Source organism: Thermodesulfobacteriota bacterium (assembly GCA_025062045.1).
Classification (GTDB): Bacteria; Desulfobacterota; Syntrophorhabdia; order Syntrophorhabdales; family JANXAF01; genus JANXAF01.
In genome coordinates, this window is sequence record JANXAF010000001.1 from 291,218 (window position 1) to 317,065 (window position 25,848).

The following is a 25,848-nucleotide window of genomic DNA, read 5'->3' on the forward strand; positions in this document are numbered from 1 at the left end:
AATCGGGAAGACAGGATTTGAACCTGCGACCCCAGCGTCCCGAACGCTGTGCTCCCCCGGGCTGAGCTACTTCCCGAATGTTTTTATTATACCACAAAGATGATGGAGAGTAACCAAGCTCCCATTTAGGATTTACTTTTTTGTCAATCCAACTTTTTCTAATTTGACAATCATAAAGCCAGAAAAGTAAGATTAGTCTCCTATGATACGCGAATTTCTTATTACGAAGGTCGCCAGGGCGAAAATTAAAAGATTGCTCAACTTCGATTTCGCAAAAAAGGTCCCTTTTGGTGAAAAAAAACATAGATTACCAATCCTTATGTACGTGCACGTGCCTTTCTGTGAAGAGCTCTGCCCTTACTGTTCCTTCCACAGATTTCCACTCGAAAGAGAGACTGCAAAAGCGTATTTTTCAGCTTTAAGGAAGGAGATCCTCCTCTATAGAGACCTGGGTTTTGAGTTCGAAGGCGTATACATCGGAGGGGGAACTCCAACTGTACTTATAGATGAACTTCTAGAGACGCTAAGACTTATTCGTTCGAGCTTTAAAGTTAAAGAAATATCCTGTGAAACGAATCCCAATCATCTAAAAGATGAATACCTAAAGCTGCTCTCCGGTGAAGGAGTAAAGAGGCTTTCCGTTGGTGTTCAGAGTTTCGACGATCAAATTCTTAAGTCAGTGAAAAGGTTCCACAAGTATGGAAGCGGAAAAGAGATAATTGAAAGGATTTACGCAACTACTGGTTACTTTCAGACCTTAAACGTCGATATGATCTTTAACTTTCCCAACCAGACCCTAAAAAGTTTAGAAAATGACATCCGGATCCTCAACGAGATCCCGGTATCTCAAATCACATATTACCCTCTCATGGTCTCTTCAATGACAAGAAAAAGTATGGAGGCGAACTTAGGTAAGCTCGATTTAAGAAAGGAGAAACTCTTCTACGAGACAATACTCAAAGGTCTAAGTAAAGAGTTCTTCCCTGCTACAGCCTGGTGCTTCTCCAAGACGACAGGGATGATAGATGAGTACGTTGTTCGTTACGACGAGTACGCAGGTTTGGGAAGTGGATCGATCGGGTATATTGATGGCTTCGCCTACGCCAATACCTTCCATTTAAGGAAATACATAGACGGAGTAAAAAAGGGGGAAATTCCTGTTGAGGGAATCCGCAAATACACAAGGAAAGAAAGGATGCAGTATGACTTTCTTATGAAACTTTTCGGTCTGAGGCTGAATTTGGCGGAACTCAAAAAAAAGTATGGTAGAGCAAGTATGTTTCTCATCCTGCCGGAGCTTTTTTTCTTTAGTGCTTTAGGGGCTTTAAAATTTGACAGAGAAAGAATATCGCTTACCAATTGTGGTCTTTACTTCTGGGTAATAATGATGAGGGAGTTTTTTACTGGCGTTAATAACTTTAGGGACTTCCTCCGCAATCTACCTCAGGCTCATGCCGGTTTAAGTTGAGCGACATTCCTCTTTATTATTTTTCCTTTATGCTTTGGAAAGTCCACCTTTATGTACGCTGTCTTTTCAAAGAGCTTATAAATCACACCCTCCTTCTCTTTTTTTGCGAAACTGAATTTTACTCTGTCTCCCACCTTCATCTCTACCTCCTCCTTACTCCTCCGCCTTCGTCGAAGTTCCCTCTGGTTTTGGCTCCCTAAGTTCCGCCTTCTTTTTCACAATCTTTTCTAAGTTCTCGCTTTCCCATATCGGTTCCGTTTTCCTTTTGTAATCGGTAGCATACCACCCTGATCCCTTTAGGTGAAAACTGCACTGGGATATAAGTTTTTGAACCTTCCCATTGCAAAACCTGCAGGTGTTTAAAGGTTCCTCCGTTATTTTTTGGAATATCTCGAAAACCTTACCACAATCTAGACACCTGTATTCGTAGATCGGCATATTCTCCTCCATGCAGGCTTTTTATAGAATATAGTGTCCGCTATATCCGTGGTCAAGGGGATGATCTCTTCAGTTCAATCCATATTCCCCCTTCTTCTGAAACTCTCGCGTTTTCATTTAGGCCAAACTTTTTTATGAGCGACACTACCTCATCCTTGCTTACATTAATCCTTTTTAGTTGTGAATTTAAAATCTTTGACTTCGGTTTTATAGACTCTATGATTTCCGGGGGCGTGTCCTTTCCGAATCCACCTCCGATTACTGCAGTCCCACCTCTTTTTAGAACCCTATAGATACTCAAAAGATCGACTTCAAAGATAGAGGGAAAAAAGAAAGCCCCTCTGAAAAAGATAAAATCGAAATATTCCCCTTGTATACCTTCAAGAGAAAAAGTGGTTGAAATGATTTTTATGTTTTTTAATCCTCTTTGTTTGACCTCGTCTCTGTACACTTCATCCATCCCTTCTGGGAAGGAAAGAATGTATAGTTCGGTGCCCAAATTACTTTTCGAAAATTCGTAAATTACCCCACAGAAGGGACCCATTTCTGCTATTCGTTCAGGATAAGAAGAGCAAAATGTTGCCGCAAACTGCGCAAGGTATGGAAAGACAGGTTCCCAGAGTTGGTTCAGTTCTTTTATTTTCTCAATCAAGGATTTCTGTTGCTTTATAAGGGCTGACGTGTAAAATTATTATAGTTTACCTGAAAAAATAGGGGGAAATCAATGAACGGTCACATCTCCAAAACATTTGATCAAGAGCTCAAAGAGCTAAAAGAGGGGCTTTTATATGAGGGAAGTCTCGTTGAAAAGGCCATAGATAACGCCATAAAGGCTTTACTTGAGAGAGATTCGAACCTTGCAAGAGAGGTAATATCTAATGACGATATACTTAACGCTAAGGAAGTTGAACTAGACGAATTCTGCCTGAGGCTTCTCGCACTGAGACAGCCCGCAGCCAAGGATCTCAGATTCATAACTACGGCAATTAAGATAAACTACGATTTAGAAAGGATAGGGGATCTTGCGGTCAATATATGCGAACGCGTCTTAGAATTAAACCAGGAACCACAACTTAAACCGTACATAGATCTGCCCAAAATGGCAAAGATAGCACAGCAGATGGTCAAAGAGAGTCTGGATGCTTTCGTAAGGGAGGATGTGGACCTTGCGCTTAAAGTTGCAAAAGATGATGAACTAGTTGATCAGCTTCTCGATCAGATTTTTAGGGAGTTACTAACTTATATGATGGAGGATCCAAGAACTATAACAAGAGCCACAAGGCTCATCTTCATATCAAAATATTTAGAAAGGATCGCCGATCACGCGGTAAACATAGCAGAATTAGTGATATTCATGGTAAAGGGAAAGATTATAAGACACATGAAACCGATTCCAGAAGCTTAAGTTTTTTTGGTTGCGGGGGGCAGATTTGAACTGCCGACCTTTGGGTTATGAGCCCAACGAGCTACCAGACTGCTCCACCCCGCTAACTTTGATTTTAAATCATGTCTGGGCTTATGTCAACAGGAGTTCTTTTCTATGGACGTTCTAAAAAGACTAAAAGAAATAGGTATTGCGCTGTCGAAAGAAAAAGACATTATGAGACTTTTTGATATGATAGTAGAATCTGCTATGGAATTTACAAAATCTGACGGAGGAACACTTTATATCGTCTCTGAAGACAAAAAGAGTTTAGAGTTTGCAATTGTCAGAAACAAAACACTTGGTATCCGGACAAACGGGATAATATCCCTTACGCCCTGGGAGTCTGTGCCTTTATTAAACGAGGATGGAAGTCCCAACTACTCTAACGTCTCCTCCTACTGTGCTCTGACAGGTAAGACAGTAAGTATAGACGACGTTTACGATACAAAAATCTTCAACTTTGAAAAAACGAAGGATTTCGATTTAAAAGCAAATTACAGGTCCAAATCGATGCTTGTCGTTCCCATGAAGAACCATGAAGCTGAAATAATAGGCGTTTTGCAATTGATAAATGCAAAAGATGAAATAACAGGAAAAGTAATTCCATTTTCTCAAGAAGATGAAGAGCTTATCGAGTGTCTGGCTTCCCAGGCAGCCATAGCTCTCACAAATAGAATGCTCATTAACGATCTTGAAGAACTTTTCCAATCCTTTATAAGAGCCATAACGTCCGCCATAGATGAAAAGTCTCCTTACACGAGGGGCCACGCAGAAAGGGTCACTCAAATTGCAGTAATGTTAGCACAAAAGATAAACGAAACGAATTTGGGCCCTTTTGCAAACACCTATCTTACGGATGATGAGATAGAAGAAATAAAGATCGCTGCGATCTTACACGATGTGGGAAAGGTGTCCATCCCGGAACATATACTAGACAAGGCCACAAAGTTGCACTCTCTTCTTGATAGGATAGAACTGATAAGGCTAAGATACGAGATTTTAAAAAGGGAGTACGCTTTCTTCCCTGAAAAACGGGAGGAGCTAAAAAGCGAGATGGAACTCTTAGAAAGGATAAATTTAGGACTAGAGCCCGTAACCGAAAGCACTGTTGAAAAATTAGAAAAAATTGGTGAAAGGACGTGGCAATCGGATAGAGGAGAGGAGCCATTCTTAAAAGAAGAGGAGCTACAAAGCCTATGCGTTAAAAGGGGAACCCTCACAGAAAAGGAAAAGAAAATAGTGAATAGCCATGCAGAGATAACCTATAAAATTCTTTCTAACCTCAGATTCCCGAAAAAGCTAAAAAACGTACCGTTTATTGCCTCTTCCCACCATGAAAAGTTAAACGGCAAAGGCTATCCTAGGGGCATCGATGCAAAGTCTCTTCCCTTACAGTCGAGAATTATATCCATAGCCGATATATTTGAGGCCCTAACTGCAAAGGATAGACCTTATAGAGCTTCAAATACTCGATCCGAGGCACTAATTATCATGGAAAAAATGGCCAAAGACGGAGAGATTGATAAGGACCTTTTTGAACTCTTCGTAAGTAGCGGAATTCCTGAGCTATTTTGAAATCTTCGCCTGTCAAAAACCTATAGATACTCCTTTTCAAGCTTGTAAAATATACCGTATTTGAGACTCGAAACAAAAATAAAGTCAGGATCCGTTCTTGCTCCAAGCATCCTGGAGATTGAATAAATTTTAGTCTTTTCCCTTATGGTATCGTACTTATTTAGGCAAATTGCGTATCTTTTGCCAGATATCCGTCTTACCATCCCCTTGCACACAATAGATACAAATCTCTCTTCATCGATTACGCTTTCATCACTAAATCTTTCCATCTCCTTTAAAAGTTCCCACCGGAAAACAACGTCTTTCACCTTTTTTCCCAGACCATCAAGTCCACAGATAACTATTACAAAATCAGACGAAGGGGGGATTACTGGTTCATGCTCAGCACAGTATTTTAGCGGCCTTCCTTTTGCTCCATCTCCCTCGACAAAAATAACATCATAAAATCTTTTTAGCTTCGCTAAAGTTTCTTCTGATACGGAGTGCAATTTTCCATCTTTGAGTTCCCCTCCTATCCTTAAGAGAGGTCTAAGACTCAATAGTTCTTCGGTTAGCTGACTCTCGAGTAGGTAGGGCTCTTTTGCGAGAATCTTTGTCGTCGTGGTCATTACAACCGAAAACCCTTTGTCCTTAATTTCCTTAGAGGCACATTCTATAAGGGTAGTTTTTCCGCCAGCCCCTATGACAGTTATTAACTTGTACCCGGAAAGAAGTGAAAAAAGATCCTTCACCCTTTTTTGGTGAAAGATCATGGAGTCTTTCTTGATTCTACGGTTTACTTCTCAGGACCCCTTGGTGAAGGACTGATACCAGCCTGTGGGCCAACAGAGATCTCAACGTCCGTTGTGAATCCTTCTCTGCTTATCTTTATAGTGCAGGTCTTATCGTCTTTTGCATAGTTGAGCATTATCTCCCTGAATCTAAAACTGTTCACAAACCTCCACCCATTTTTCGACATGTTAATTTTAAAGTAGTTCTGTAGAGAGTCCACATCCACATTTCCCCTAAATACCAAAACACCCGCCTTAATACCAGGAGACTCGTAAATAAAACTCCTATCTGATACAAGCTCGAGCTCCTTTGGAATAGGAATATCCGGAAAGTTATAGAATACTTGGTTTAGAGCAGGTCCTTCCTTTGCCTTTTTTTCTCCCTCCGCTACTTTTGCTTTCTCGAAATGGGCGCAGCCAAATAGTATAAGACCCATAATTAACCCTATTATTGTTAATCCTTTACTCATGGCAACCCCCTTTTTCGTTGTTTCTTTCAATAAAGGCATAAGCGTTGTGATTATGGATACTTTCAAGATTCTCCGCTTCTATGGCGAACCATGTGAAATTGTTATCCTTCGATAGCTCAATGGCTATGTCCCTGACCACATCTTCTACAAACTTTGGATTCTCGTATGCCTTTTCTGTTACGTACTTTTCATCCTCTCTTTTTAAGACAGAATAGATGTCCGAACTTGCACAATTCTCTATGGTGTTTATCAAGTCCTCAATCCAGAAAAACTTTTTGAACTTGACGCTCACCCTAACAATTCCCCTTTGGTTATGGGCTCCATAATTCGATATCTCTTTTGAGCAGGGACATAAGGTATTTATCGGAACAGAGACAGATACTATGAACTCTTTCATTTCATCAGCCTCGTTCATAGACCCGATAAAAGCACATTCGTACTCAAGGTAACCAGGTGTCTTACTCACAGGGGCTTGCTTTTTTATGAAGTAAGGGAACCTTATCTCTATGTGAGCCTTTTCTGCGTTTAGACGCTTCTTCATCTCTTTTAAAATACCCGGGAGGTTCTTCATATTTATCATGTTCTTGTTCTCATGGAGTATCTCCACGAAACGGCTCATATGCGTTCCCTTAAAATTGTGCGGAAGGTTCACATACATGTCTATGGTTGCGACAGTGTGCTGAATACCGTTTTTTTTGTCGAGAACAACAATAGGGTACTTTATATTTTTCACTCCCACTTTATCGATGTCGACCATCCTATGATCTTCCATGTTTTGGACGTCTATCAATTATCCTCCCTATACGAAGCACAACTGTTTTCGGATTCCCAGACACGGACTTCCTTTAGTCTTAGTTTCTTTTCTTTGACTTTCGGTTCGAGTTTGCTAAAGATGTAATAGGCTACCGACTCCGCTGAACTAGAGTTGGTTTTGAAGAAATCTAATTCGTTTAGATACTTATGGTCTAATTCCAATAGGATGTCTCTTAAAGCAACCTTTAGTTCCCTAAAGTCGATAAGCAATCCGTCTTTTAGATTTTCGCCTTCCACAAAGACTTCTACCACGTAATTGTGACCGTGAAGTTCTTCACATTTTCCCGCAATTCCAGAGAGACGGTGCGCCGCAGAGAACGAATCTTTTACGCTAACTATGTACATCGAACTTCCCGCTATAGACAGATTGAGAGAAGAGATTATGGTTTTTTCTTCGCCTTTCTTATGATGACATATCCGTTTGTGGGTCCAGGAATGGCTCCCTTTACTAGCATCACATTTAAATCCGGTTTTATGTCCACAACCTTAAGATTCTGCACTGTCACCTTTCTCATTCCCATGTGACCTGGCATCTTCTTCCCTTTCATGGTGCGACCAGGTGTCATGTTCTGGCCTATGGAACCTCCGTGTCTGAAGTATTCGTGTGTCCCTCTTGATGCAGGAGCTCCACTGAAACCATGCCTTTTTACGACACCCTGGAACCCCTTTCCTTTTGAAGTTCCTGTCACATCAACATACATTCCCTGCTTGAAGACATCCGCTACATTGTACGATTTACCGATTTCAAAAAGTTTCAGTTCTTCCTCATCGACCTTAAATTCCCTTATGAATCTCAGTGGCGGTGTCCCTGCTTTTTTGAATAGTCCTCTCATAGGTTTGTTAACCCTTTTTACCTTAGTTATCTCATCGAAACCAACCTGAATCGCGTTGTATCCGTCCCTTTCTACAACTTTTTTTCTGATCACGTAGCAGGGCCCTGCCTGTATAACTGTCACGGGAACTATGTTTCCCTGCTCGTCAAAGATTTGCGTCATTCTGAGTTTTTTTCCAAGTATACCAACGGGCATCTTGATACCTCCCGAGAAGTTGGGAAATCTTACATTAAAAACCCTGTAATGTCAAGGAAACCAAGCCCGAAGTCACTTAAAGCCCACTTCAGCTACCTATCCAAATCGTCCAGTGATGTAATCTTCCGTTAGTTTCTCCTTAGGATTTGTAAATATCCTGTCCGTCTTTCCAAATTCGATGATCCTTCCCAGATACATAAAGGCTGTATAATCCGAGACTCGCGCAGCCTGTTGCATATTATGCGTGACTATTAAGATTGTAACCTCCTTTTTGAGCTCTATCATCAACTCTTCTATCTTTGCCGTAGCGATAGGATCCAGTGCGGAGGTTGGTTCATCGAAAAGAAGGATCGCTGGGTTAGTTGCTAAAGCCCTTGCGATACATAGCCTCTGTTGTTGACCACCCGAAAGGTCATAGGCAGGCTTGTGGAGCCTGTCTTTCACCTCATCCCAAAGTGCCGCGCTTTTTAACGATTTTTCTACCACCTCATCGAGGTAACTTTTTTTGTTTATTCCCCTGATACGGAGTCCATATACGACGTTCTCGTATATTGATTTCGGGAAAGGGTTCGGTTTTTGAAAAACCATAGTTATTTGCATTCTCACTTTAATAGGATCCACATCGCTCGAAAGGATGTTAACCTGTTCGGGGTAAAGGATGATTTCACCCTCGTATCTGTTTCCTGGATAGAGATCGTGCATTCTGTTGAAACATCTCAGAAAGGTTGTCTTTCCACATCCCGAAGGTCCTATAAGAGCTGTAATCTTTCCTTTAGCAATAGAAAGGTACACGTTTTCCAATACCTTGTTTTCGCCATAGTAGAAGTTCAAATTCCGTACTTCAGCTTTAACCTCATCACCTGGTAACTTTTCTCCGTCTACCATCTTATCCTCTTCCTATACCTGTACCTTATGTAAATGGCAAGACCGTTCATAAGAAGGGTCATGACCATAAGAACGATGCAGGCTGCAGCCGCATTCATGTGGAAACCTTTCTGAGGCCTAGAAATCCAATTGAATATTTGTACGGGCATGACTGTGAAACTGTCAAATAGCCACTTAAACGATATAAAAGGAAACTCACCACTTATCGGTGGAGAAGGAAGAAACGCGATGAAGGTCAAGGCACCAACCGTAATAAGCGGTGCCGTCTCGCCTATTGCCCTCGATAGCCCTATTATTATTCCGGTAAGGATACCTCCCATTGAATAGGGAAGTACATGGTGGCGCACAGTCTGCCACTTCGTAGCCCCGCATGCGTACGAAGCCTCCCTTATCGATTGTGGTACCGACCTTATGGCTTCTCTTGTGGCGGTAATTCCTATGGGCAATATAAGTAGTCCTAGGGCTAGGCCTCCAGTAAGTATGCTCTCTCCGAAATCTAGTAAATAAACGAATAGACCAAGCGCAAGAAGACCGTATATTATAGATGGGATCCCTGCAAGGTTCGCTATGTTTATCTCAATGAGATTAGTGAGCCAATTTTTCTTAGCGTACTCTTCGAGGTAAATTCCAGCACCAACTCCAAGTGGTATTGCACAGAAAGCGGTGACAAACATCACAGCAAAACTTCCGACCCATGCCGATAAGATTCCCGCCTGTTCCGGAAACCTGGACGGAAAAGATGTAAAAAACCTCCAGTTGAGCCGGGACGCGCCATCAATGAAGAGGTCTATAAGAAGTACAAGTATGAGCCCAAGTCCTATAAAGCAGAACAAAAGACCGAATATTGCAAAAATTTGATCCAAGTACTTCGCTACTCTTATGTGTTCATTTATGTGGTTGGGCTCTTTTAGCATAAGATGCTTTAGTACCGTTCCATGAATTTCATTTTCAGAAAAAAGCTTACCACGTTTGCAGCTAATGTTATGATAAAAAGAACGAGTCCCACAGCGAATATAGTGCTGTACTCTAAAGTCCCGTGTGGGACATCACCGAGGCTTACTTGAACGATATAGGAAGTGAAAGTTTGGACAGGCTCTAAAGGATTTATCGTCCAGTTAGGCATCATTCCAGCGGCTATTGCGACTACCATCGTCTCCCCTATAGCCCTCGAAATACCCATTATGAACGCAGCAGCAATCCCAGAGAAGGCTGCCGGAACCACAACACGGATGGCAGTTTGAAGTCTCGTTGCACCCATTGCGTACGAACCTTCCCTTATACTCATTGGAACTGCTCTCATCGCATCTTCGCTGACTGAGCTCACATAGGGAACGATCATTATACCCATTATAATCCCTGGGCTTAAAGCGTTAAAACCGGACAAATCAGGAATGAATTTCTGTAAAAGCGGAGTTACAAATAAAAGGGCGAAGTATCCGTAAACGACCGTGGGAACAGCGGCAAGTAGCTCAAGAATAGGTTTTAAAGCCTCTCTCAGTTTCGCCGGTGCGTATTCGCTTAGATAAATGGCCGTTATAAGTCCGACCGGAAGAGCAACCATCAAAGCGATCGTTGTCGTAAGAAAGGTACCAGCAACAAGCGGAAGAACACCGAATTTAGGTTCGGCAAAAAGGGGAGTCCATTGGGTCCCCGTTAGGAACTCTTTGATCGATACTTTCCGGAAAAATCCGTAGGAATCATAAAAAAGTATAACAACGATGCTTATGGTCACAAAAACAGAAAAAGCTGCGCAAAAAAAGAGTGAGGCAACTATCGCTTTCTCTTTGATCCGACTAGGTGCTTTCACGCTCCGGAAATTTCGCATTCAGAAACTTTTTAAACCTTTGGCTTCTTTTTGTCAATAAATTCATTCGTAGGGGCCCTTCTCAATCCAAGTTCGGAACCGAAAAAAAGGTTTAAAATTTTCTTAAAGTTATGAGAAAGGCAGGGTTTTACCCTGCCCTTTGGAATGACGACTGATGGTTCAAATACTATTTCTTCGCTTCCCTTCTTAAGAGTTCCTCTATGCTCAATCCAACCTCAGGCTCCCCTCCAAAGACAGACCCTGTAACCCCTTTGGTGAATCTTTCTCTCACAAGCTCATAGGCCTTTGGAGGAAGGGGTATGTAACCTACCTGCCTGGCCAGTCTGGGCACATTCCTTATATAAAATTCCACAAATTCTTTTACTTCCGGCTTTTTTAGCGAGGAGACACTCACATATATGAAAAGGGGTCTTGACAGTGGCTGATACGATCCGTTCATAACAGTCTCATGCGATGGAAGTACCGCCTTTCCGGTCTTTGGATTCACAATAGGAACAAGTTTTAGCTTGTCTTTGTTCTCCTCGTAGTATGCGAGGCCAAAGTATCCAAGGCTATACTTATCGCCAGCTATTCCCTGAACCAGCACGTTATCGTCCTCACTGGATGTGTAATCTCCTCTGGATGCCTTTGCCTTTCCCACGATAGCCTCAGTGAAATAATCGAACGTTCCCGAATCTACACCGGGACCGAAAAGCTTAAGAGGCGCGTTGGGCCACGTAGGACGGATCTGGTTCCATCTCGTAATCGTACCCTGGGCCGCTGGCTCCCAGATCTTTTTCAGTTCTTCCACGGTCAGTTTGTCGACCCAGTCATTCTTCGGGTTCACCATAACAGCCAACCCGTCGTAAGCAATCGGGAGTTCTATGTAATCCACACCTCCAGCTCTGCAAGCTTCGATCTCAGCTTTTAGAATTGGCCTCGATGCGTTAGATATATCGATCTCTCCCCTACAGAACTTTTTAAATCCCCCTCCGGTTCCCGATATCCCTACTGTTACTTTAATTTCACCTTTTTTTGCCTTCTGGAACTCCTCACCCACCGCCTCAGTTATAGGATACACTGTGCTAGAACCATCGATCTTTACGATCTTTCCTGCGCCAAATGCCAACTCGGAAGCAAAAAACATCGCAACCGCAAAACATATAAGTAGCATTTGCTTTAACTTCATGGGACCCTCCTTTATAGATTTTTGCCACAATGGCCGTAAATAGCTTACCGTTCCAACATTAAGATATTTTTAGGAAAATGTTAATTTTCTGTTAAACTTTGCTCGAATCGAAGAGGAAGCCTAACGGTGAAACGACTTCCCTCTCCCGGAGAACTTTTTAATTCAATAGTTCCATTATGAAGCATAACTACGTGCTTTACAATGGAAAGGCCCAGTCCCGTCCCGCCGAACTTTTTGGATCTGGATCGGTCAACGACGTAGAACCTTTCAAATATTCTTTTGTGGTCTTTTTCAGGTATTCCTATACCTGAGTCCTCGACAGTGATTACGGCAAAATCTTTCTCCCTTTTTATTGTAATTTTTATGTATCCTCGATCTGTGTACTTAACTGCGTTATCTATAAGGTTTACGAAGATCTGCTCGATCTGAAACTTGTCCGCTTCCACCTTTACACCTTTTTCAATGTCCACAATTAGGTCTAGACTTTTCTCTTTGATCTTCTGCTCAAAGAGTTTGAGTATCGGTTCAAAAACTTCCCCTAAGTCTACCTCTTCGATCTGCATTAAATGTTTTCCCTCTTCTAATTTTGAAAGTACAAGAAGGTCGTTTACGATTCCTATAAGTCTCTCCGTGTTTCTCTTTATTATTTCCATGTAGGTTTTCGCACTCTCCGGTATCTCGCATTCCAAAGTCTCCACAAATCCCTTAATGGCACTGAGTGGAGTCCGTAGCTCGTGAGACAAATTTGCTATAAAGTCTTTCTTCATCCTCTCTACTTCCACTATATCTGTTACGTCATGGAAGACGTATAACCTTTCTCCATTTTGATTTATGGCCGATCCTGTTATTCTGAACCTTCGCCCCTTAAGTTCAAGCTCTTTTTTTACCTGGGTTCGTCCACTCCTTATAAGGAGAGAGTGTTCCTTTATAAGGTCATGGAACGCCGCATCCCTTATCACTTCAAAATAGTGCATCCCTTGCTTTAACCTTTCATCGACGAGAGCGGAAAATGAGTCGTTAAAAAATTCTATCTTTCCTTGATGGTCGATTACTAGAATCGGGTCGGATATTGCCAAAAGCACCCCTTCGCTGATTTTTATCCGCTTAGATATGTTTTCTAGGTCATTTTTTAGCTTCTTTATCATTTCTTCAAATTCCAAAGGCAACTTTCCCTTGATCTCGTGAAATATGGCAACATCTTTTAAGCCGTGATTAGCTATCTTTTTTGCGCCATCTCGCATAATGTTGAAAGGCTGGTATACTCTTCTGAGAAAGACGAGAATGAAAACTAGTATGGCAAGGAGAATAATGGATGGGTAACCGTACACCAAAAACACGTAATATGGACTATTCTCAATAGAGTCTACGAAGACGATCGTCCCTAAAACTGAGTTACCTCTCTTTATCGATTTACCGAAAAAGAGTTCCTCTTTTCCATTGATCCTAATCCTCAATGTCCCATTTTTAATTGACTGACCTTTTTTTAACTCGGAAGCAATTTCGTATAAGTCTTTGGATCCTTCATAAGACGTATAAATGACATTCCAAGAAGGATCAAAGATGATAACTTTCAGTCCGGTTAAATTTTCAAACTCAGAGATCTCTCCTTTTAGAATTTTTAGATTTTTTCCCGAGATAAGGGACGCGACTTTCTTATCAAATAATAACGCCATCCTTTCTATACTTTGTGAACGTTCGTCAAATAGGATCGAATCTAGGAACTTTGCCTGAAAAGGAGCAAAGAGTAAGGCAATAGCAAAAATTGAAAGTAAAAAAGGATGTTTAATTGAAGAAACTGCCAAAACCTCTTAATCCTTCTCCAGCTTGTAACCTATGCCCCGTACGCTTTTTATACATTTTCCCATATCTTTTAGCTTTTCCCTTATGTGCCTTATATGTACATCTATCGTCCTATCGACCACTACCTTTTCGTCTCCCCAAAGATGGTCAAGGATCGCCTCCCTTGTGAGCACGATACCTTTCTTTTTCATTAGAAGTTCCAGTATTCTAAATTCGGTTGTTGTAAGTTCCAGCCTGTTCCCGTCGAGATAAGCTTCATAGCTTTCCGGATACACGAAAAGCCTGTTTTTTAACTCTAAAACTTCACTGGTCTTTATCGAATATGCTCTTCTCAGTACTGCCTTTGCCCTAGCTAAAAGTTCCCGTATCGAAAACGGTTTTGTTACATAATCGTCCGCACCAACCTCAAAGCCCACGATTTTGTCTGTCTCGTCAACTTTTGCCGTAAGCATAATCACAGGAATTCTAGAATACTTCTCGCTCTTTTTCAGCTTCTTGCAGACTTCAAACCCATCCATGTCAGGCAGCATAAGGTCCAATATTATGAGGTCCGGTATCTCTTTTACTATCTGATAAAAAAAAGACTCCGCAGAAGTAAAAGTTTTGACTCTGTACCTTTCCTTTGTGAAGTTTATCCTTATGAGTTCACATATATCAGCCTCGTCGTCTAGAACGAATACAAGCTCATCCATAAGGTATGGCTTTTTTAGACATTATAACTTTGTAAAAAGCAATGTCAACCTCGGCCAAATGTTCGAAGCATACTCAACGGATTCTCGCTTATACACGTTTCTATAAGTTCTGCATCGAATCCTGCCTCTATTAATCTTTTAGCGCAAAGAGAAAGCGGTGCGTCACCTCCCTCGAGTCTTTTTTTCTTTTTGTTGTTTTTCAAGGTGCCGCGAAAAGAATCCGAAACGAGAATTATCCGGTCATTTTTTTTCATTCGGAAGACAAGTTCAATCGTTTTAATATCTAGATGGTTCAGGTCCCCTATCACCTCAACATAAACATCCCTTTTTAAAAGTCCGAATCCGGCAATCCCTACGTTTCTGTGGTGGAAAGGTTTCATCGCATTAAAGATATGGGTTATTAACCGGGCACCATTTTTATACGCCTCTTCCGCCTCTGTATATGTAGCCTCGGAGTGGCCCATACTCACAATGATTCCCTTTTTTGTAAGAAGCTTAATGAGCCTCATTGCACCATCAAGCTCCGGTGCGACCGTTATGACTTTCACTACATCGTAGAAACCTTCCAAAATCTCTTCCAACTTTTTTTCATCCGGTTTTAGAAAAAACCTTCTATCCAGGGCTCCGCACCTTTTCTCATTCAAAAAGGGTCCTTCAAGGTACACACCTAAGATCCTGGCAGTATCAGAATAAGACGAATCTTTTCCAAGATAGTCCATCGCCTTTTTTATAACCTCCATGTTTTGACGCATCCTTTCTATGGGACCAGGATAGACTGCAAGAAGAATGTTACGGGTTCCGAAAGAGAAATGAGTCTTTGCGATTCTTAAAATCTCTTCGGGCGATGTAGTATCCGTACTTAGCCCTAGAATTCCATGTGTGTGGATGTCAGTGATCTCTAAGTCCTTTTGGCCCTTTCCCGAAAGAAAAACTCTTAGGCCACCTCCTTCTCTTTATCCTTTCTTAATATCCTTTTTTCTTCGGGAAGGGGTGGAGGCACAGGAACACCAACGAGTTTTAAAACGGCTTTGAATTTAGGAGGACATACATCAAGGCACGTTCCACACTTTACACATTTTTCCTGATCTATTATATGGACCATCCCTTTTTTGCTGTCTATTGCTTCAACAGGACATCTTCTCGCACACGCCATGCATGCATGGCATCTTTCAGGATCTATGTAGTAAGATGGAACATCTCTCAAAAGCGACTCGATCTCTTCTTTTGTGAAGAAGCTTTCCCACTTTTCAGGTGAGTTTTTATCGAGTCTCGTTTTGAGTTTTTCCCTCTTTTCAATCTTTATGTAGGGGATAAGCTTCATCACTCTCTCTATCTTTTCTTTAAACTCCTCATCTGAAATCTTTTCTCCTATCCCGATAGGTCCAAGTTCCCTTATCTTCGATACCATTTCGTTAACTGTCTCTGCAAAATACTGACCCATGCTGGCGTTCATAAACTCGATTCTCAATCTTTCAGGAAATATCCCTATGTTCTCCATTATCCTTTTTGCAAGAAGAGTCATAGTGAGAGCATGGTAGTTTCCATGGGTTATGTAGTTACATTCGTCAAGCCTACAACCAGCTATATAGACACCGTCTAATCGGTTAAGAAAGGCCCTGAATATGAAGGTTAAATCGACCCTTCCTGCACACATAATCCGTATTATCCTTATATCAGGTGAGTACTGCAGCCTGGAAACTCCAGCCATATCCGCTGCGCCGTACCCTCACCAATGGCAAAGGAAAGCAAGAATTTTAGGTCTAAATTTCCCTGGGTTTTTCACTCTATCTCACCTCCTTTAAACCCTCTTTAAGATGCCACCTCTTTTACCTCTTCGAATACGAATCTTTCAGGATTTGCCGCATCGATCTGTGCGAACAACTGCTCGTCCTTAAAATGTTTTAGCTGAATAGCACCGGTCGGACATTTGGAATTACAGAGCCCACACCCTTTGCAAAGAACAGGGTTCATCTTTGCCTTTTTCCCCTGCTTAGTCTCGATTATCTCTATAGCACCGTATGTACAAACTTCGCTACACGCTCCACATCCTATGCATCTTTTCTCATCGACAACGCACACTGAACCGGATGCCACAACCGTATCATGGGATATGAGCGTTATTGCCCTTCCTGCGGCGCCATAAGCCTGGCTTATCGCCTCGTTTATGAATTTCGGATAGTGGGCGAGTCCGCAGAGATACACACCGTCTGTACCGAAATCTACAGGTCTTAGCTTCACGTGTGCCTCTTTGAAGAAGTTATCGAGGCCCAGTTGCAAATTAAAGAAGGAGGCGATCTCTTCATTCGTTGAGGGAGCCACAATAGCCGAAGCAAGTGAAACTATATCTGCATCTATCTCCAAATATTTGTCGAGTATAGGCTCGAAGACTATGACTTTTAAGTACTCTTTCGCTCCTTCCCTCACGACTCTAAGAGAAGGTTTTCTTTGAGGTTCGTACCTTATGAACCTAATTTCCCTTCTTTGGGCTTCCCTATAATAGTCTTCCTTAAACCCATAAGTCCGCATATCCCTAAAGAGGATATAGATATCAACATTCGGATTTATCTCCTTAAGCCATAGCGCATTCTTTACCGATTCTGCACAGCAGACCCTCGAACAGTAATTTCTCTCTTCATTTCTCGATCCAACACACTGGATCATGACTACTGTATTTGCTTTGAGAACCTTTTCGTCCTTTTTCGCTATGAGCTCTTCGAGTTCCAAGTTCGTAAAAACTTTATCTGACTCTCCGTACATGTACTCATTTGGTTTCAGTTCCTCCGCACCTGTTGCGATGATCGTGGCACCATGTTTAATCTCGAACTCTCCCCTCTCAGATTCAATCTTTGTTACAAAGTTCCCAACATATCCTGAGGCAGATATGATTTTCGAACCCAAAAAAACATGTATACGCGGTTCGCTATAGACTTTCTTTATCAGATCTTTTAGATAGGCCTGGACATCCATACCTTCGAGGGTGTAATAGATCCTTCTCGCTATCCCTCCCAGCTCTTTCTCCTTCTCGATAAGAAAGACTTCAAAACCTTGGGACGCGCAGCTTATGGCGCTTGTCATACCCGCAATCCCTCCTCCTACTACGAGCACCCGCTTATCAACAGGTAGTTCGAACTCTTCAAGAGATTCCAAAAATAACGCTCTCGCTAAGGACATCCGCACAAGATCCTTAGATTTTTCGGTGGCGTCCTCTTTTTCCTTTGAGTGCACCCATGAGCAGTGCTCTCTTATGTTCGCAAACTCAAAATAATACTGGTTCAATCCTCCTTCCCGCAAAGAATCCCTGAATGTTGGCTCGTGCGTTCTTGGTGTACAGGCGGCAACTACAACTCTATTGAGATTGTATTCTTTTATAGCCTCCATTATCTGTTTTGTCGATTCCGTCGAGCATGAGAAGAGTTGGCCAGCCACATGCACGACGTAAGGAAGTTTATTGGCATATTCTATGACGGAGGGCACGTCCACGACGCGCCCTATATTTGCCCCTCAGTAACAGACAAAGACACCGACCCGCGGTATTTCGTCTTTAACATCCTTTTCCGGAGGATAGATCCTTCTCTTTGTAAGCTTGCCTCTACGGTAATTTAGCAGCTCCCCACACTTGGAGGCAGCCCCGCTTGCACCGAAGACAGCCTCTGGAATATCTAGCGGACCTATGGATGCCCCACATACAAAGACACCTGGCCGGTTCGTCTCAATAGGTGAAAATGGTTGGGTTTTTACGAAATCGTGCTCGTTTAGCTCAACTCCTAACTTCTGAGCAAGGCTTCTCACATTCTTGGGGGGACAGAGTCCGACAGCGAGAACGACCATTTCGAATTCTTCCTCCTTCACCCCCTCCGTTGTCGAATACCTGATCGTTATGTTGTGTGTTGAAGGGTCCTCCCGCACTATGTTAACGAAGCTTCTTATAAACCTCACTTTTGGTAAGCCTTCCGCCCTCTGATAAAACCTCTCAAAGTCCTTTCCGTACGCCCTTATATCGTTGTGAAAGACCACACATTCTGCATCCGGATTATGATCTTTAGTGAGGATTACCTGTTTTTGGGTATATGTGCAACAAACAGCAGAACAGTAACTTTTACTTCCCTTGACCAGATCCCTAGAACCTACGCATTGGATCCATGCTATCTTGTTTGGGTGCCTAAGATCTGAGGATCTTTTTATCTCACCCTCGTAAGGTCCTGTGGAACTTAGGATTCTCTCATAGTCCATGCTGGTCACAATATTTTTGTACACCCTATATTTGTAGTCCCTTCTTAAGCGCGGATCATAAGGATCAAAACCCCACGCAATTACTATGGCGCCGACATTTATATCCACTTTTTTTGGCCTGTCTGTGAAATCTATAGCATTATGCTTGCAAACCGCCTCGCATATCTTGCACTTCTTTTCTTTGAGGTAGAGACAGTTCTCATCGATGTACGTGATAAGCGGGATTGCCTGTGAAAAGTATATGTGTATTGCCTTGTTTTTAGAGATCTCTTGGTTGAAAGGATCCGGAATTCTGACAGGGCAATAATCAACACAGGCACTGCATCCAGTGCATTTGTCTTCCCTTATATACCTTGGCTTTTTAAGTATCGTTACCGTAAAGTCGCCTGCCTCACCCTCTACATGCTCGATCTCTGTGTAACTTAGAACCTTTATGTTTGGATGCCGGCCGACCTCGACCAGCTTAGGGGAAAGTATTCAGATAGAACACTCATTAGTGGGGAATGTCTTGTCTAGTTGGGCCATATGGCCGCCGATGGAAGGGGCACTGTCAACAAGAAAGACTTTGAACCCTGAATTAGCCAAATCTAAAGAAGCCTGAATTCCGCTAATGCCCCCTCCTATGACAAGCACATCTGCATAGTCTTCCCTGTCAACTGGTGGTCTTATTTTTGGCATCTCTAAAATCTTTCCATCCATTGATGCCTCCGGTTTATCTGAACTTTATTCTTTCAGGATTCGAAAATATTGAAAATCCGTTTTTTTTTGCGTGACCAATCAAAGTGATACCGAGATTTTTTGCGTGATCGACTGCACCCTCTGTCGGGGAACGCCTGCTCACAACTAAAGGAACACCGAGCTTTGCTCCCTTAAGGATCATCTCTGAGGAAACCCGTCCCGTTGTAATTAGAATCATCTCCTCTATCCGAACATTACTTTTTAAAGCCTCGCCTGCGAGTTTGTCGAGAGTGTTGTGCCTCCCAATGTCGTCCGCCACAAAGACAAGATCTTTTGATCGCGCAAGGGCTGAGGTATGGATCCCACTTGCCTGTCTTCGTTCCTCAACGTATCCTGTGAAATTCTTTATAGCTTCTACGAGTTCATCCGCAAAGAAACAGATATCCGAATCCACCTTTTTAATCTCTTTTTCGAAGATTGCTCCTCCACCCAATCCCACAGGTACCGTCCTTCCTTTTGGTGAAAGGGAATTAGCTCCCAAAATCTCCACATCAACTTCGTTTTTATCGTATGACCAGACCATCTTTTTTAGATCGTCAAGTCCAGAAATGAACCCCTCCAGGTACAGATACCCAATGACTAAGAACTCAAGCTTTATGGGAGTACAAAGGATATTCACCAGTTCAACGCCGTTAATTTTAAGTTTTAGCTTCTTTTCTCTAGGGATTGTTGCAAAGCCTTGAGAAAGATCACCTTCAAAGAAAAAATCACATGGAACGTTTATCGTTTTTTCTTCCACCTTCGTCGTCTGGATTGTGCTCATATAACCTCGTCTAGAATTTCAGCTATATCCTTTACCTCAATTCTGTCGCTCAAATTCATTACCAGTCTCGAGTCCTCGAACGCCGTTATGCAATACGGGCATGATGTAACGAGCTCTTGAGCTTCAATCTTTGCAGCTTCTTCAATCCTTAAGTTTGAGAACCTCTCCTCCTTTGGGGTTTCCATCCACACTCTCCCTCCCCCCATTCCGCAACATAGGCTGTCTTCCCTTGAATCTTTTAATTCCACAAGCTCAAGTCCCGGGATAGACTTAAGGATCTCTCTCGGCTCGTCAAATATTCCGTTATGTCTACCCAAATAGCAGGGGTCATGATAGACAACCCTTTTTTTGTACTCTTTTTTTATTTTGAGTCTTCCGTTTAAAAGAAGTTCGTATGCGACCTCCGATAGGTGGAGCACCTCAAAGTTAACTTTTAATTCTGGATATTCATTTTTGAATGTGTGGTAGCAATGCGGTGAGGAGACTATGATTCTTTTCACGCCGCTATCCACAAAGGCCTTTATGTTTTCCTTAGCTAGGCGGATAAAAAGATCCTCATTTCCGGATCTCTTAATGCTCTCACCGCAGCAATTCTCTCTTTGTCCCAGGATTCCAAAGTCAATCTTTGCCTTGTTAAGAATATTGACGACCGATCTTGCCACCCTTTTCAATCTAGGATCGTATGAAAGGTAACAACAGGTAAAGTACAGATACTCGGTCTTGTCATTATGCTCTTTTACTGATAATCCGGAAGCCCATTCATTTCTTTTCTGCCTTTCTTCATTGAAAGGATTTCCTTGCCACTGGAGTCCCTGAACTATCGACCTTATAGGCTTTACTGGACCAGGAAATATTCCATATTTGGTGGCTATCCTTCTTAAAGCGACCATATCTTCTATCTGCTTCACATCTCGAGGGCATATAACCGGGCATCTACCACACGTTGTGCACTTCCATATTTCTTCCTTTTCTACCTCGCTAAGTCCGAACGTAGCCTCGCGAATAACCTTTCTTACACTGAAATTCGAAACCTCATTCCAGGGACAAACAGTATCGCACTTCCCGCACTGGAAGCAGTTCGTTACAGCTCTTCCTCCGCACTCTTTTATCTCATCTATTACTTCCTTGAAAGGGGCTAAAGTCTCCATTTTTACTCTTTTCCACCTAGTCTATATACGGCGTTGAGGACTTTGTCCCAGCCATATCTGTCTATGAGCGCCTGGACGCCAGTATCTATCTCATCAGGCTTTGTTTCCTCTTCAACTTCTTCCTCCTTCTCCTCATAGGTTATGGCATCCACAAGACACCACTTTGCGCACATAGGCTTATCGAGGGGTGGATCGCTCTCACACATGTCGCATTTAAGTGGAAGGCCAGTGTCGGGCTCTTTAAAGATGTCTCTCGAAGGACAGGAGGCTCCACAGAAACTACACACGCTTATTCCATCACCGTAGCTACTCTGTGGTCTCTCTTCTAAAAAGTATACAGGTCTTCCCGCGCACTCGGCACTCGTATAAAAACTCGATTTTACTGGAACAAAAACGTTTTTCAGCTCATTCCTGAAAACGTGGATCCTGGATCTTGCGAGGTTGACACTACTGAACTTGGGATTTGCGTGAAATGCAGCACAAGCAACTTCGCAAGCTTTACAGCCCATGCATTTGTTAAGATCGATTTTTAGAACTTTGACCTTCCTTTTCATTTCAACCCCTCTATTCGCTCAGTATTCCCCGTTTTACAAAGTCTTCATAGACATAATCAAGTCCTAGCTTTTTAAGTGTCTCCTTTGTTGGTATCCCTTGGGAATTCCATCCTCTGTATTTGTAGTACTCATCCATAAGCTTCTTCTCATATTCGGGGAACCTTTTTTTCCAGTGATCCTCTGGAGGTTTTTCATCCTCTCTTCTAAGGCCCCTCCTTATATTGTTAGCCCTCACCAAGTTTCTGACCCGTGTAGCAATCTTCCAGAGTTCATCTTCATCAACCTCGAATCCCGCACCGTATGACACAAATAAAGGAAGATTGTGAATGTGATACGGAGGCTTTATCGGGAATGATGATACACCAGCACAAAGCCCTAATGAATCATCTATGTAATGCATAGTCTCCTGCCATTCCACAAGCTCACACACAAGGTCAGGGGGAGGCCAGAACGGAAAAGTCTTTCCCTCTTCGCCCCACTCCAATATGAACTGCTTAAACCTTTCCTCTTTTCCCGTTGGTATCTGTATCCAGTCCTTTACAAACTCCTCTCTCCACTCCCTCGGTAGAGGCGCCTGTGGTATCTGTCCTTCTATTTGCGTTATATTTGCCTTTTCCCCTGTAGACCACATTATGTAATAAATCGGGTTTAGCATTCCCAGTTTTATCGGTACCTGCTCGTGTTTCTTTATCGTGTTATGGTCAAAGGCTTCCGCCCCTCGCCCAATCTTTCTTGCAGCCCAGTAGACTCCGTCCGCTAAAACGTCTCCTATACCTTCTCTTCTCACTATTCTTTCCAAAAGCCAGAAAAACCTTTCCTTTTTATCCTTTGGAAAACCTTCCATCTCACTTTCTGTAAGTATTCCATTCTCGTAAAGTTCTATGGCAAATGCCATGACCTGAGGTGCAGTAAAGCCGTCAACACCGTAATGCTGCGCCCGAGATAGTATCTGGAAGCCAAAGTCAAGATCGTCGACTTCGGCCGCCATAACGTAAGTCAGCTTTGTAAAGCATTTAAGTATATAGGTTGGATATCCTGGAACCTCTATTATTCCGGCGCACCTTACAGGGCAATTGTAACAGCTAATCAGCCTCTTTCTCACACTTTCCATCGTTTCTGCCCATCTTTTTTCTATATCCTTATTCCAGAACCCTTTTCTCCTGTACCTCGCATGACCCCAGGCGAAGCTATCGAGGTGCCATTCCTCATCGTGGAGAGCCATCTCCTGGGGTGAACCGATGTAAGCCAGTATTGGAGGTACACCAGGTATCGGATTGTTCAGCCTGTACTGTATGTACTCTAGTACTTTATTACATTCATTTATGAACTCTAAAGGTTTTGCCACATTTATGTCCTTTGTTCCCCTAACAGCCACTGCCTTTAGTTTTTTGTCACCCATTATCGCTCCGAGACCGAGTCTACTAGCGCTTCCTCTGTGGGTTTCAATGGATGCGAAGTAAACCCTGTTTTCGCCGGCTAGGCCTATTGAAACGATCTGAGCCCTGGGTTCGCCAAGCTCCTCTCTTATTGTTTCCGCAGTCTCATAGGTGCTCTTTCCTTGGAGGTGTCTGGCATCTCTTATTTCGACTTTGTCGTTGTTTATCCATATGTAGACCCAGTCCGGGGCTTTTCCTTTTACAACTATCTTGTCGTATCCAGCGAATTTGAGCTCCGGAGCCCAGTAACCTCCCATTATGGAAAAACCGAAAAGAGAGTTTTGAGGAGAAATTGAGGTTATGATTGTTCTATTTGCAGCGGGAGCCGGAGTACCGACAAGGAGTCCCGCGCTAAATATGAGAAGGTTTTCCGGGGAAAAGGGTTCGACATCCGGTGAAATCCTATCCCAAAAGATCTTAGCGTTTGTGCCTAAACCCCCTAGATACACTTGCGTTGTCTCTGGGTCAGTCTGAACTTTCTCAATGTTTCCAGTGGAAAGATCTATCTCAAGGATATAACCGGTTTCCGCGTACCTCATCTCGAATCTCCTTTTAGGGTTAATCTTTATGAATTAGGTAACATTCTAAATCTCTAGCACACAATCTGTCTTGAGTCAAGAGAAAAAATGAAATAATTCACAAGCTCGCAAGTCATTTATTTTCAAACTTTTTTCTTGACACTTCCAACATTACTGATAGAATTTAGGTAAAAGGCAAGGGAGGGTTTCATGAGCAACAGTGTCTACAAAATAATTGAAGTTGTCGGAACAAGTACCGTTTCTTGGGAAGATGCGGCCAAAAACGCTGTTGAAATGGCCTCCAGAACTCTTGAGGATCTAAGAATTGCCGAGGTCGTAAGGCAGGATGTCACTATCGAGGACGGAAAGGTAAAGCTTTATAGAGTAAGGCTTAATCTTTCATTCAAGTACCATCCAGAGCTTTAATCTAAATTAAAAAGGGGAAGGGATTTCCCTTCCCCTTTTATCTTAGTACATGTCCCCCATTCCGCCTGGAGGATGAGGGAATTTTTCCTTCTCTTTCGGCTTTTCGGCAACCATGGCATCCGTTGTAAGAAGGAGCGAAGCAACCGAAGCCGCATTCTGGAGAGCAATTCTCGCCACTTTCGTCGGGTCTATTATACCAGCCTCCATCATGTCGTCCACATAGATCTCTCTTTGAGCGTCGAAACCAAAGTTACCGGATGCTTGTTTAACCTTTTCAACAACAATAGAACCGTCGTATCCAGCGTTCTGTGCTATCCATCTTAGCGGTTCCTCAAGGGCCTTCTTCACTATTTGAACGCCGAACTGCTGTTCACCCTCTAGTTTTAGTTCCTCAAGTTTCTTTATGCATCTTATGTAAGCCACCCCACCACCCGGTATAATTCCTTCCTCAACAGCAGCCTTGGTCGCATTGAGGGCGTCTTCGACACGGGCTTTCTTCTCCTTCATTTCAGTCTCCGTAGCGGCTCCCACGTTGATCACTGCAACCCCCCCGACAAGTTTTGCAAGCCTCTCTTGTAGCTTTTCCCTGTCATAATCAGACGTGGTTTCCTCTATCTGGGTCCTTATCTGTTTTACCCTGGCTTCTATTGCTTTCTTGTCACCGGCACCATCGACGATTGTGGTGTTATCCTTGTCAATTACAACTCTCTTTGCAGATCCAAGGTCCTTAATTGTTACGTTTTCGAGTTTTATTCCTAGTTCCTCAGAGATAACCTGTCCGCCCGTAAGAATCGCTATATCCTCAAGCATAGCCTTCCTTCTGTCTCCAAAGCCAGGAGCTTTCACAGCCGCAACCTTTAAAGTACCTCTTAGCTTATTCACAACGAGTGTTGCCAAAGCTTCCCCTTCCACATCCTCTGCGATAATCAAAAGCGATCTTCCCATTTTGGCAACCTGCTCGAGGATTGGAAGAAGATCTTTCATATTGCTGATTTTCTTTTCGTGAATGAGTATGAGCGGTTCCTCTAATACGGCCTCCATCTTTTCAGGGTTGGTTATGAAGTAAGGAGAGATATAACCTTTGTCAAACTGCATACCCTCTACGATCTCGAGGGTTGTCTCCATGCTTTTAGCCTCTTCTACAGTTATAACTCCCTCCTTTCCGACCTTGCTCATCGCTTCCGCTATTATCCGACCAATCTCAGGATCGTTATTGGCCGATATGGTTCCAACCTGAGCTATCTCCTTCTCATCCTTTGTTGGCTTAGACATTCTTTTGAGTTCTTCCACAACGACCTCAACCGCTTTGTCTATTCCCCTTTTGAGCTCCATTGGGTTGTGCCCAGCAGCAACGAGTTTTGCACCCTCTCTATAAATCGCCTGTGCGAGCACAGTTGCGGTTGTTGTACCGTCTCCTGCCACATCACTAGTCTTACTTGCAACCTCTTTGACCATCTGAGCGCCCATGTTCTCGAATTTGTCTTCAAGTTCAATTTCCTTTGCCACAGTCACTCCATCTTTTGTCACTGTGGGTGAACCGAAGGACTTCTCAATGATGACGTTTCTTCCTTTTGGACCCAAGGTGACTTTTACGGCATCAGCAAGGGCGTTTACTCCTCTAAGTATTGCTTCTCTTGCACTCTGATTATACTTTATCTCTTTTGCAGCCATAGGATC

At 42.8% G+C, this 25,848-nt stretch carries 25 protein-coding genes, 2 tRNA genes and 2 pseudogenes; 4 read left to right on the forward strand and 25 right to left on the reverse strand.

Translation table 11 applies throughout. The annotated features are described in order from the left end of the window. Positions 1-2 precede the first annotated feature (2 nt). Positions 3-76 (reverse strand) — tRNA-Pro (locus NZ583_01445). Between the two features lie 126 nt (positions 77-202). On the opposite strand from NZ583_01445, the gene NZ583_01450 reads away from it, so the two are divergent. After that, positions 203-1,468 (forward strand): coproporphyrinogen III oxidase family protein, encoded by a 1,266-nt coding sequence (locus NZ583_01450; GenBank protein ID MCS7280284.1) that lies wholly within the window; start codon positions 203-205, stop codon positions 1,466-1,468. On the opposite strand, the gene NZ583_01455 is transcribed toward NZ583_01450, so the two are convergent. The 3 genes from NZ583_01455 to NZ583_01465 are packed head-to-tail and all read right to left on the reverse strand — an operon-like array spanning position 1,450 to position 2,558. Then, complete coding sequence (locus tag NZ583_01455; protein MCS7280285.1) at positions 1,450-1,608, reverse strand: hypothetical protein; 159 nt, start codon at positions 1,606-1,608, stop codon at positions 1,450-1,452. The two genes, NZ583_01450 and NZ583_01455, sit on opposite strands and share 19 nt — an antisense overlap. 13 nt (positions 1,609-1,621) lie before the next feature. After that, positions 1,622-1,906: a zinc ribbon domain-containing protein gene (locus NZ583_01460; GenBank protein MCS7280286.1), complete on the reverse strand. Its 285-nt coding sequence runs from the start codon at positions 1,904-1,906 to the stop codon at positions 1,622-1,624. A gap of 52 nt (positions 1,907-1,958) precedes the next feature. Continuing rightward, positions 1,959-2,558: a hypothetical protein gene (locus tag NZ583_01465; GenBank protein ID MCS7280287.1), complete on the reverse strand. Its 600-nt coding sequence runs from the start codon at positions 2,556-2,558 to the stop codon at positions 1,959-1,961. 72 nt (positions 2,559-2,630) lie between these two features. Between NZ583_01465 and phoU the strand changes: the two genes are divergently transcribed. Next, entirely contained in the window at positions 2,631-3,311 is a 681-nt protein-coding gene (gene phoU / locus NZ583_01470) for a phosphate signaling complex protein PhoU (GenBank protein MCS7280288.1), read from the forward strand. Between the two features lie 7 nt (positions 3,312-3,318). On the opposite strand, the gene NZ583_01475 is transcribed toward phoU, so the two are convergent. Beyond that, positions 3,319-3,395, reverse strand: a tRNA-Met gene (locus NZ583_01475). Positions 3,396-3,446: 51 nt separating this feature from the next. Here NZ583_01475 and NZ583_01480 point away from each other — a divergent pair. Continuing rightward, on the forward strand, positions 3,447-4,907 hold the full coding sequence (locus NZ583_01480; protein MCS7280289.1) for a GAF domain-containing protein: 1,461 nt from the start codon (positions 3,447-3,449) through the stop codon (positions 4,905-4,907). A gap of 20 nt (positions 4,908-4,927) precedes the next feature. Here NZ583_01480 and yqeC read toward each other — a convergent pair whose 3' ends face one another. From yqeC to NZ583_01575, 19 genes and pseudogenes are all read right to left on the reverse strand, one after another. After that, positions 4,928-5,659 carry a selenium cofactor biosynthesis protein YqeC gene (gene yqeC, locus NZ583_01485; protein ID MCS7280290.1) on the reverse strand — a complete coding sequence of 244 codons (732 nt, stop codon included), beginning with the start codon at positions 5,657-5,659 and terminating at the stop codon, positions 4,928-4,930. A gap of 23 nt (positions 5,660-5,682) precedes the next feature. Next, positions 5,683-6,147, reverse strand: a complete 465-nt coding sequence (locus tag NZ583_01490; GenBank protein ID MCS7280291.1) for a hypothetical protein — start codon at positions 6,145-6,147, stop codon at positions 5,683-5,685. Continuing rightward, positions 6,140-6,937 carry a GTP cyclohydrolase FolE2 gene (folE2, locus tag NZ583_01495; GenBank protein ID MCS7280292.1) on the reverse strand — a complete coding sequence of 266 codons (798 nt, stop codon included), beginning with the start codon at positions 6,935-6,937 and terminating at the stop codon, positions 6,140-6,142. The genes NZ583_01490 and folE2 overlap by 8 nt, the downstream gene beginning before the upstream one ends. After that, positions 6,934-7,305 carry a 6-carboxytetrahydropterin synthase gene (locus NZ583_01500; protein MCS7280293.1) on the reverse strand — a complete coding sequence of 124 codons (372 nt, stop codon included), beginning with the start codon at positions 7,303-7,305 and terminating at the stop codon, positions 6,934-6,936. Before NZ583_01500 ends, folE2 begins: the two co-directional genes overlap by 4 nt. Positions 7,306-7,340: 35 nt before the next feature. Further along, positions 7,341-7,988 (reverse strand): 50S ribosomal protein L3, encoded by a 648-nt coding sequence (rplC, locus tag NZ583_01505; GenBank protein ID MCS7280294.1) that lies wholly within the window; start codon positions 7,986-7,988, stop codon positions 7,341-7,343. A 96-nt stretch (positions 7,989-8,084) separates the two neighbouring features. Beyond that, the gene (gene pstB / locus NZ583_01510) at positions 8,085-8,873 is read right to left on the reverse strand and encodes a phosphate ABC transporter ATP-binding protein PstB (protein MCS7280295.1); all 789 of its coding nucleotides are present in this window, start codon (positions 8,871-8,873) and stop codon (positions 8,085-8,087) included. Continuing rightward, positions 8,867-9,787, reverse strand: a complete 921-nt coding sequence (gene pstA / locus NZ583_01515; GenBank protein MCS7280296.1) for a phosphate ABC transporter permease PstA — start codon at positions 9,785-9,787, stop codon at positions 8,867-8,869. Before pstA ends, pstB begins: the two co-directional genes overlap by 7 nt. A gap of 8 nt (positions 9,788-9,795) precedes the next feature. Then, a complete protein-coding gene (pstC, locus tag NZ583_01520) occupies positions 9,796-10,698 on the reverse strand; it encodes a phosphate ABC transporter permease subunit PstC (GenBank protein MCS7280297.1) in 903 nt (300 codons plus the stop codon). 166 nt (positions 10,699-10,864) lie between these two features. After that, positions 10,865-11,866: a PstS family phosphate ABC transporter substrate-binding protein gene (locus tag NZ583_01525; GenBank protein MCS7280298.1), complete on the reverse strand. Its 1,002-nt coding sequence runs from the start codon at positions 11,864-11,866 to the stop codon at positions 10,865-10,867. Positions 11,867-11,946: 80 nt separating this feature from the next. Next, positions 11,947-13,668: an ATP-binding protein gene (locus NZ583_01530; GenBank protein MCS7280299.1), complete on the reverse strand. Its 1,722-nt coding sequence runs from the start codon at positions 13,666-13,668 to the stop codon at positions 11,947-11,949. Between the two features lie 6 nt (positions 13,669-13,674). Next, positions 13,675-14,358: a response regulator transcription factor gene (locus NZ583_01535; GenBank protein MCS7280300.1), complete on the reverse strand. Its 684-nt coding sequence runs from the start codon at positions 14,356-14,358 to the stop codon at positions 13,675-13,677. Between the two features lie 44 nt (positions 14,359-14,402). Beyond that, on the reverse strand, positions 14,403-15,098 hold the full coding sequence (locus NZ583_01540; protein MCS7280301.1) for a hypothetical protein: 696 nt from the start codon (positions 15,096-15,098) through the stop codon (positions 14,403-14,405). A gap of 194 nt (positions 15,099-15,292) precedes the next feature. After that, on the reverse strand, positions 15,293-15,679 hold the full coding sequence (locus tag NZ583_01545; GenBank protein ID MCS7280302.1) for a 4Fe-4S binding protein: 387 nt from the start codon (positions 15,677-15,679) through the stop codon (positions 15,293-15,295). A gap of 72 nt (positions 15,680-15,751) precedes the next feature. Further along, positions 15,752-16,069 (reverse strand): annotated as a pseudogene (locus tag NZ583_01550) (hydrogenase iron-sulfur subunit). 98 nt (positions 16,070-16,167) lie between these two features. Continuing rightward, positions 16,168-19,266, reverse strand: a pseudogene (locus tag NZ583_01555) (CoB--CoM heterodisulfide reductase iron-sulfur subunit A family protein). Positions 19,267-19,300: 34 nt separating this feature from the next. Continuing rightward, positions 19,301-20,089 carry a formate dehydrogenase accessory sulfurtransferase FdhD gene (fdhD, locus tag NZ583_01560; GenBank protein MCS7280303.1) on the reverse strand — a complete coding sequence of 263 codons (789 nt, stop codon included), beginning with the start codon at positions 20,087-20,089 and terminating at the stop codon, positions 19,301-19,303. Next, positions 20,086-21,237: a (Fe-S)-binding protein gene (locus NZ583_01565; protein ID MCS7280304.1), complete on the reverse strand. Its 1,152-nt coding sequence runs from the start codon at positions 21,235-21,237 to the stop codon at positions 20,086-20,088. Before NZ583_01565 ends, fdhD begins: the two co-directional genes overlap by 4 nt. A gap of 2 nt (positions 21,238-21,239) precedes the next feature. After that, positions 21,240-21,791 carry a (4Fe-4S)-binding protein gene (locus NZ583_01570; protein ID MCS7280305.1) on the reverse strand — a complete coding sequence of 184 codons (552 nt, stop codon included), beginning with the start codon at positions 21,789-21,791 and terminating at the stop codon, positions 21,240-21,242. A gap of 10 nt (positions 21,792-21,801) precedes the next feature. Continuing rightward, entirely contained in the window at positions 21,802-23,766 is a 1,965-nt protein-coding gene (locus NZ583_01575; protein MCS7280306.1) for an aldehyde dehydrogenase, read from the reverse strand. A gap of 189 nt (positions 23,767-23,955) precedes the next feature. Here NZ583_01575 and NZ583_01580 point away from each other — a divergent pair, with 189 nt between their 5' ends. Continuing rightward, positions 23,956-24,171, forward strand: coding sequence for a dodecin family protein (locus NZ583_01580; GenBank protein ID MCS7280307.1), 216 nt, complete (start codon positions 23,956-23,958; stop codon positions 24,169-24,171). Positions 24,172-24,213: 42 nt separating this feature from the next. Here NZ583_01580 and groL read toward each other — a convergent pair whose 3' ends face one another. Next, positions 24,214-25,842, reverse strand: coding sequence for a chaperonin GroEL (gene groL / locus NZ583_01585; GenBank protein ID MCS7280308.1), 1,629 nt, complete (start codon positions 25,840-25,842; stop codon positions 24,214-24,216). Positions 25,843-25,848 lie beyond the last annotated feature (6 nt).

Excerpts from the sequence above, each read along its gene's own strand:
- NZ583_01450 (MCS7280284.1), top strand. The coding sequence starts at position 203 with ATGATACGCGAATTTCTTATTACGAAGGTCGCCAGGGCGAAAATTAAA.
- NZ583_01455 (MCS7280285.1), bottom strand. The coding sequence starts at position 1,608 with ATGAAGGTGGGAGACAGAGTAAAATTCAGTTTCGCAAAAAAAGAGAAG.
- NZ583_01460 (MCS7280286.1), bottom strand. The coding sequence starts at position 1,906 with ATGCCGATCTACGAATACAGGTGTCTAGATTGTGGTAAGGTTTTCGAG.
- phoU (MCS7280288.1), top strand. The coding sequence starts at position 2,631 with ATGAACGGTCACATCTCCAAAACATTTGATCAAGAGCTCAAAGAGCTA.
- NZ583_01480 (MCS7280289.1), top strand. The coding sequence starts at position 3,447 with ATGGACGTTCTAAAAAGACTAAAAGAAATAGGTATTGCGCTGTCGAAA.
- yqeC (MCS7280290.1), bottom strand. The coding sequence starts at position 5,659 with ATGATCTTTCACCAAAAAAGGGTGAAGGATCTTTTTTCACTTCTTTCC.
- NZ583_01490 (MCS7280291.1), bottom strand. The coding sequence starts at position 6,147 with ATGAGTAAAGGATTAACAATAATAGGGTTAATTATGGGTCTTATACTA.
- NZ583_01500 (MCS7280293.1), bottom strand. The coding sequence starts at position 7,305 with ATGTACATAGTTAGCGTAAAAGATTCGTTCTCTGCGGCGCACCGTCTC.
- rplC (MCS7280294.1), bottom strand. The coding sequence starts at position 7,988 with ATGCCCGTTGGTATACTTGGAAAAAAACTCAGAATGACGCAAATCTTT.
- pstB (MCS7280295.1), bottom strand. The coding sequence starts at position 8,873 with ATGGTAGACGGAGAAAAGTTACCAGGTGATGAGGTTAAAGCTGAAGTA.
- pstA (MCS7280296.1), bottom strand. The coding sequence starts at position 9,787 with ATGCTAAAAGAGCCCAACCACATAAATGAACACATAAGAGTAGCGAAG.
- pstC (MCS7280297.1), bottom strand. The coding sequence starts at position 10,698 with ATGCGAAATTTCCGGAGCGTGAAAGCACCTAGTCGGATCAAAGAGAAA.
- NZ583_01525 (MCS7280298.1), bottom strand. The coding sequence starts at position 11,866 with ATGAAGTTAAAGCAAATGCTACTTATATGTTTTGCGGTTGCGATGTTT.
- NZ583_01535 (MCS7280300.1), bottom strand. The coding sequence starts at position 14,358 with ATGGATGAGCTTGTATTCGTTCTAGACGACGAGGCTGATATATGTGAA.
- NZ583_01540 (MCS7280301.1), bottom strand. The coding sequence starts at position 15,098 with ATGGAGGTTATAAAAAAGGCGATGGACTATCTTGGAAAAGATTCGTCT.
- NZ583_01545 (MCS7280302.1), bottom strand. The coding sequence starts at position 15,679 with ATGAAGCTTATCCCCTACATAAAGATTGAAAAGAGGGAAAAACTCAAA.
- fdhD (MCS7280303.1), bottom strand. The coding sequence starts at position 20,089 with ATGAGCACAATCCAGACGACGAAGGTGGAAGAAAAAACGATAAACGTT.
- NZ583_01565 (MCS7280304.1), bottom strand. The coding sequence starts at position 21,237 with ATGGAGACTTTAGCCCCTTTCAAGGAAGTAATAGATGAGATAAAAGAG.
- NZ583_01570 (MCS7280305.1), bottom strand. The coding sequence starts at position 21,791 with ATGAAAAGGAAGGTCAAAGTTCTAAAAATCGATCTTAACAAATGCATG.
- NZ583_01575 (MCS7280306.1), bottom strand. The coding sequence starts at position 23,766 with ATGAGGTACGCGGAAACCGGTTATATCCTTGAGATAGATCTTTCCACT.
- NZ583_01580 (MCS7280307.1), top strand. The coding sequence starts at position 23,956 with ATGAGCAACAGTGTCTACAAAATAATTGAAGTTGTCGGAACAAGTACC.
- groL (MCS7280308.1), bottom strand. The coding sequence starts at position 25,842 with ATGGCTGCAAAAGAGATAAAGTATAATCAGAGTGCAAGAGAAGCAATA.